The sequence below is a fragment of the Nostoc sp. DedSLP03 genome (assembly GCF_034530815.1).
In the GTDB taxonomy this organism is placed as follows: domain Bacteria; phylum Cyanobacteriota; class Cyanobacteriia; order Cyanobacteriales; family Nostocaceae; genus Nostoc.
On record NZ_JAVRCK010000080.1, the window covers coordinates 36,016 to 42,651 of the forward strand.

3 protein-coding genes are annotated in these 6,636 nt (G+C 43.1%); 1 reads left to right on the forward strand and 2 read right to left on the reverse strand.

The window, feature by feature from the left end; translation table 11 throughout:
- Window positions 1–84 precede the first annotated feature (84 nt).
- Together devC and RM368_RS29185 are read right to left on the reverse strand one after the other, a co-directional pair.
- Complete coding sequence (gene devC / locus RM368_RS29180) at window positions 85–1,257, reverse strand: ABC transporter permease DevC (protein ID WP_322697292.1); 1,173 nt, start codon at window positions 1,255–1,257, stop codon at window positions 85–87.
- 148 nt (window positions 1,258–1,405) lie between these two features.
- A complete protein-coding gene (locus RM368_RS29185; RefSeq protein ID WP_416212263.1) occupies window positions 1,406–2,602 on the reverse strand; it encodes an ABC exporter membrane fusion protein in 1,197 nt (398 codons plus the stop codon).
- A gap of 678 nt (window positions 2,603–3,280) precedes the next feature.
- Between RM368_RS29185 and RM368_RS29190 the strand changes: the two genes are divergently transcribed.
- Window positions 3,281–6,598, forward strand: a complete 3,318-nt coding sequence (locus RM368_RS29190) for a HEAT repeat domain-containing protein (RefSeq protein WP_322697294.1) — start codon at window positions 3,281–3,283, stop codon at window positions 6,596–6,598.
- Window positions 6,599–6,636: the final 38 nt, after the last annotated feature.

Below are 6,636 nucleotides of genomic sequence, written 5' to 3' on the forward strand. Positions count from 1 at the left end.
GGTCATTTGTCCTACCCTGCGGGAAGCCGCTGGTGCGTCTATGTTCTTTGCAAATGACCAATGACCAATGACAAATGACAATTTTTAAAACATATCAGCGGGATCGGTGGCTTGGAGTTTGCGGGTGGCGATCGCACCGGAAATTGTACACATAATGATGGTCAGTACTAATACCTGTAATGTCCGAATCGCGGTCATGTACATGGGCAAATTTGTAGCACTGCGAGTCAGTTGATAAAGCACTAAGGACACTCCTAATCCAGGAAAGAAGCCCAATGCTGCTAATATCAACGATTCTTCAAGCACCACACCTAGCAGGTAGTAATTGCGATATCCCATTGCTTTGAAGGTGGCGTATTCTCGAACGTGGGCATTAACATCGTTAGAGAGGACTTGATAGACGATGATTACGCCTACCACAAATCCCATCGATACACCTAGACTGAAAATAAACCCAATTGGGGAATTTGTTCTCCAGAAGTTATTTTCAAATTCAATAAATTCGGCGTGGGTTAATACTTTGACATCATCTTTGAGGTAGGCTTTGAGCATTGCTGCTACTTTTTTCGGTTCATAACCTGGTTTTAGAAGAATCAAACCTAGACTGACACTGCTCGACTGTCGCCCAGAAAATAGCCGCAAAAAATTTTGATCGCTGGTAATCAGGTTGCCATCAAAGCCAAAGGAAGCGCCGACTTGAAATAAGCCACTAATAGTAATTGTGCGCCGTTCTATTTCAGTAGTCAGGGTTTTACCTTGGTCAATTTGAGCGATCGCTTTTTGATAATCTCCTCTTGCACCACGATCGAACAACACCGTATCCGGCATTTTGATCGCTTGTAGTTGCTGGTTAACATCTGGTAAGTCAAAAGCTGGTTTGTCTGGGTTAAAGCCGATAACTAACACCCCTGTTTCACGGTGTGTTTGGGGATTCTTCCAGATTGTATTGTTAAAATACATTGCTTGGGCCGACTTCACCCCTGGTATATCCATTGCTTGGTAAAGTCGCCGCCGAGAAAATATAGACAAGCTTGCTAAGTTACGGGCTTGGGGACTGATTAAAACAATGTCTGCTTGCAAACTGCGATGTAGTCTGGTGTTACTGTCATACAGCGCAGTTTGAAAACCTAGCTGCATAAACATGAGAAGATCCGCAAAGGCAATGCCTGATAATGCTACGAAAAGACGGCTTTTTTCATGATTCAGTTGCAGCCATCCTAGAGGGGTTCGCCGTCGCAGTTGTTTGAGCAATCCCATGATAAGAAAGAAGTGGGGAGATGAGGGAGCAGGGGAGCAGGGGAGCAGGGAGCAGGGGGCAGGGGGCAGGGGAGAATTACTAATGACCAATGACCAATGACAAATGACAAATGACTAATGACTAATGACTAATGACTAATGACAAATTTCACAATTCAATTACTGCCTTAACTTGCATATTGGTTAAGGTGGCGGCTTTTTGGCTGGAAGTTTCATCTAGTCGGATGTGGACTTCTACTACTCTGTTGTCGATATTGCTGACGGGATCTGTGTTAATGACATTCTGTCGTCGCACTTGCAAGCCTTTGCGATCTACGATTCCTTGCAATTCAATTGGCAGAGAATCACCAAGTACTCGTACTTGCTGCCCTGAATGCACTTTGCCGATATCGCTTTCGTAGACTTCGGCGATGACATACATCTGGCTGGTTTGTCCAATATCTGCAATGCCATCATTTGATACTAATTCTCCAGGATGGGTATGGATCTCAAATACCTGTCCATTTTGGGGCGATCGCACTACAGCCTGTTCAAGATTGACTTTTGCCAGATTCATGGCTGCTACGGCACGATTGACTTCTGCTTGGGTGGCTTCTACATCTACTCCCCGCACTTCGGCGATTTCATCAAGTGTTGCTGTAGCTTGTTTAACTTGTTGCTGGCTAGTTGATTGGGTACGATTTAACTGTGCCTGGGCTTCTTGCAAGCTTTTTTGGGCGGTTTCCAAGTTTAAACGCTTGCTATCCCGTTGGGAAGCGGAAATTGCGCCTTGTTGATATAGTTGCTGATAGCGTTCGTCTTCTGCTTGGGCGTTACGCACTTCGGCTTGGAATCGCTCAATTGTCGCGGCTTGAGCATTAATATCACCTTGGCGTTCGGCTTCTAGGCGGGCGATCGCAGCTTTTTGAGCGGCAATTTCACCGCGTTTAGCACCTGCTTGGGTGCGGTTTAGGTTTGCTTGGGCTACTTTTACCTGTTCCTGTGCCTCTTTAAATGCTGCTTGGAGGCGATCGCGGCTGTTCAAAATTGCGATCGCCTGTCCTGCTTTTACCCTATCCCCTTCCTTTACCAACAACTTTTCTACCCGACTTCCTTCCGCAGACACCGCAGCAGAGAGTTTAATTACCTTTCCCTGTGGTTCGAGTCGCCCTAAAGCTGTTACTGTTTTTAATTGTGGCAATTGTGTTGCTGGTACTTGTGCCTCTTGATTGGCATAATTTTGCCAGCGTTTTACTATATAAAAACTTATGCCGCCAACCAATAAAGATATAGTTATACCTATAGCAACGGATGGACGCAGAATAGACTTAGGGAACGTTCTGTACCCTAGCTTTGAGTTTCGCACCATAGATTACCTCTTAACTAGTGGCGCAGAAAAAAGAATAGATTAGGCTTTTCTCCGTACTTGTTTGCTAATTCCTACTTCTTAAGTCAGTTATTGTTGATTTATCATTTATAAGTCCATAAAATAATTTGGAAATTGTTGAGATTTGACTGAGATAAAGTGATTTAGCTGGTTAGGATAACAACGAATATCTCTACCAAATTATAGGTTTATGTTTTTAGCAAACTACTTTTGTTTTATCAAAGTACTCAGGTATAGTAAACGGTTTTAAAATTCCGGGTTGTAACAGCGCCAACAATCATAATCAAATTAAGTAAATAACAACAAATATTTGGTGTGATTAAGATTGGTGGAAATTTATATCAAATTTTGATGATTATAGCGTTTAGTAATCGTATTAGGTACATCATATTCCCCTCCTCACTTGCGGGGTGGTGTTGGTTTTTGTACCTCATAAGGGACAAGAACCCTTATAGTCCCATTCAAAGGTTAAAACGAAACATTAACCAAACCGCATTGAGACACGTGTAGCTTGCAATTCTCACAAATCAAATAGGATTACTGTATTAAGTCTGTTTGCTATTGGGAATTATAAAGATAGGGACACAAAACTTTCACAATAGTTTTGATGTATCCTTTGTATAGTATTAATGTACTACTACTTTTAGTGATACAGCCATGCAACCTCTTCAGCCAGTTAGTGTATCAGATTTGCAAGCATTCTTGTCAGCATCAGAGCTGTTGTTGCAGCAGCCAGTAGCTTTGCAATTAGCCGTTGCTAGTTTTCTCCAAACACCGCGCAGTCTCTTAGAGATTCTAGTTAATAGTCCTGATGAGCAGGTAGCACAAGCTGCAAGTTTGCACGTAAATTTGGCTGGTGAACTAACAGACGGATGGCAGCAAGCAGTAGATGCAATGCTGCAACAACAGCAACTAGGGCAAAACGATCGCCTCGCTGTAGAACTGCTAAAGTTAGGCCCAGTACCACCATGCTTTCTCAGCGAGTGGGTTCCAGCCGAGCGGCTAATTCAAGGGTTACGAAATCCCCAAATGCCCTTGCGCTATCGGTTGCAATTATTAGAACGACTGGCACAGGAGCCAACTTTAGAACCACGCTTGCAAGTAGCAGAGTCGCCAGAAACGCCCTTGGCAATATTGGAACAGTTAGCGGGTGATTTAGAATTACCAGTGCGGTTGGCGGTGAAATTTAATCCTAGTTGTCCACCACCATTAATTGAACTGGTAGAAGGGCAGCATACCATTGCCTCTAACTGGAATACAGATGCAGAACAGCTAGGGATGCTGGGGCAGAGTAGTTGGCCGTGGGTGCGGTTGGCTGTGGCGCAAAATCCCTCAGCGACAGCAGAGACGCTGATGCAGTTGGCTGGAGATGCGGTGTACAAAATTCAGTTAGCGGTAGCGAATAATCCAGAAACATCGGCAGAGACACTGATGCAGTTGGCTGGAAATGCTGTATATGCAATTCAGTTAGCGGTAGCGAAGAATCCTTTCACTCCAACAGAAGCACTCAATTTGCTTGCAAACCATACTGATAACGAAATTCAAACGGCTCTAGTAAAACATCCGAAGATTTCAGAGCAAGTATTATTAAAACTATATCCCAAACACAAACGTACAATTATTACTCAAAGGAAAAATTTACCCCTAATTATTATAGAGCAAGTGGTATGCGATCGCAGTGAAAAAAATTTTTACTATTACGTTAATTCGGTAATCAATCAGCCAAACATATCAGGAGAAATTCTCGAACTTTTAGCAAATGATTCATTAGAGTCAATGCGAATTAATATTGCTAAACATCCACAAGTATTAAGAACTACACTCAAGCAATTGGCTCAAGATTCAAGCTTTCAAGTACGGGAAGCAGTTCTCAGCAATCCGAAAACACCGAAAGCTATCAAAAAGCGTCTATTAGCAACAAAGTCAACTGACCATGTTTATCATATTTCATCAGGATCTAGACCACAAGATAAACAGCAAAGCTTAGAGCAACAAAGCCGAGATCCAAACACATCACCTAACACCTTGGCAGAACTGGCAAAATCATCAGATAGCATCATCCGTTGTTATGTAGCGAAAAATCCTTCGATACCCGCGGAAGTTTTGATTGAGCTAGTGAAAGATAGTGACATACAAGTACGGAAATGCGCGTTGATAAATATCAATTTACCTTACTTAGATGAACATCAACAAATGCTGATAGAAAAAGAATACAAACAAATGATTTTGGGATCTTACTGTTTACTTTTAGCTCAATCAGAAGCAGAAGAAACTGCAAAAGCAAACGAACTAATAGCACGTCGTCCCGACAGTCCTCATGCTTTAACACAGGTTGTGCAAAAGGGAGATCAAAAAGCGAAATTGACCGCAGCACGTAGTAATAAAACTCCGATTAAAGTCTTGGAAGAACTAGCAAAAGATGCAGATGAAACTGTGCGTCAAGTTGTTTTACAAAATGCCAATTTACCACTACAAAGTTTGCTAGAATTGGGGCGAGATAAAATCTTGAATGTGCGTTTATGGCTTCTCCATCAATCATCTCAGAATAAAATACCAACGCCTATTCAACTATTAGAAATATTGGCGCAAGATGAATCTGAGCAAGTCCGAGCCAGAGTTGCAGAACATCGCGATACACCTGTTGAAATTTTGATGCGGTTAGCCAACGATACCAGCCGTGAAGTAAAAACGAAACTGACTGCTAACCCTAACACTCCTGTCACAATTCTGACTCGCTTAGGCTTAGAAGAAAATCTTGTAAATCAACGCAATCCTAATACACCAGGAATCGTACTTGCTCAAGCAGTTAAGAGTATGAGTAGCAAAAATCTTGCTGATTTTATTAAACATCCTGTCAAAGGTTCACAAATGCCTGCTGAAACTTTGTCACAGTTAGCAAGTCACACTGATAGTTCAGTGCGTTATCGAGTCGCATCTCACCCTAATACACCAGCTACCGTTTTAAGACAGTTAGCGAGAGATTCTTATGTAGCTACAGTTCGTGCTGTCGCCAGTAATGCTAATACATTTCCTGAAACTTTGGAAGTGCTAGCTAGTCACCCAGATTTTACAACTCGTTTGGAAGTTGTTCGCAATCCCAACACACCGCCTCGCGCACTTGCTGAAATTGTTCTGAGTAGCCAAAATTCAGGAAATACGCCAAATCAAACAGTAGATATGCTCAAAAGTGCATTTCCGGGCGATCATAATGATGTGTTGCGTTCAATAGCTGGTAATCCTCGCACACCTATTGAGGCATTGGAGATTTTAGCAAGAAGAGAATTTATTGGTGCAACACCCGATCCTCGCTCGTTTATTCCACCTACAACTGATGATAGTATAGTGCGATCGCTTGCATACAACCCCAGCTTAACACCACAACTACTGAGCATTCTTGTCCAAGATCCTTGTGTAGAAGTGCGCGTTTGTTTAGTTCGCCATCCCAATTTGACAGAGGCTTTGTGGTTGCGTTTAGCAGAAGATACGGAAATATCCGTGCGTGAAGCTGTTGCGGCTGCAATCAATTCACCTGTAAGCGTTTTGGAATTACTGGCGCAGGATGAACAAGTAGAGGTGCGAATCAAAGTAGCAACTAACCCCAATACACCAATTACTGTTTTACAAGTTCTCGCAGGTGATGAAAACTCCAGTGTACGCACTGCTGCGGCTAGCAATTCTAACCTACCTGAAACGATACTGACACAACTGGCAAACGATGAAAAAGTCGAAGTCCGTCGCGCAGTTGCTCAAAATCACAACACCCCTGCACCCATCCGCGAAACCCTCCGCGATTTGATTGTACAACCCACCACCCGCCAAACCAGTCCCACATTGCGCGGACTCAGCCGCCTCTACAACCCCAGCACTGATGATTTAGTAAGCATACTTGCAGAATACGCGAGTTCAGGAAATGCCTTTGTGCGGTTCGTGACACTCCTCCACCCGCTAACTCCCCATGCAATACTGCTCGGTTAAGGAGAAATAGAGGTAAAACAAAGAAAATAGTGTTCGCG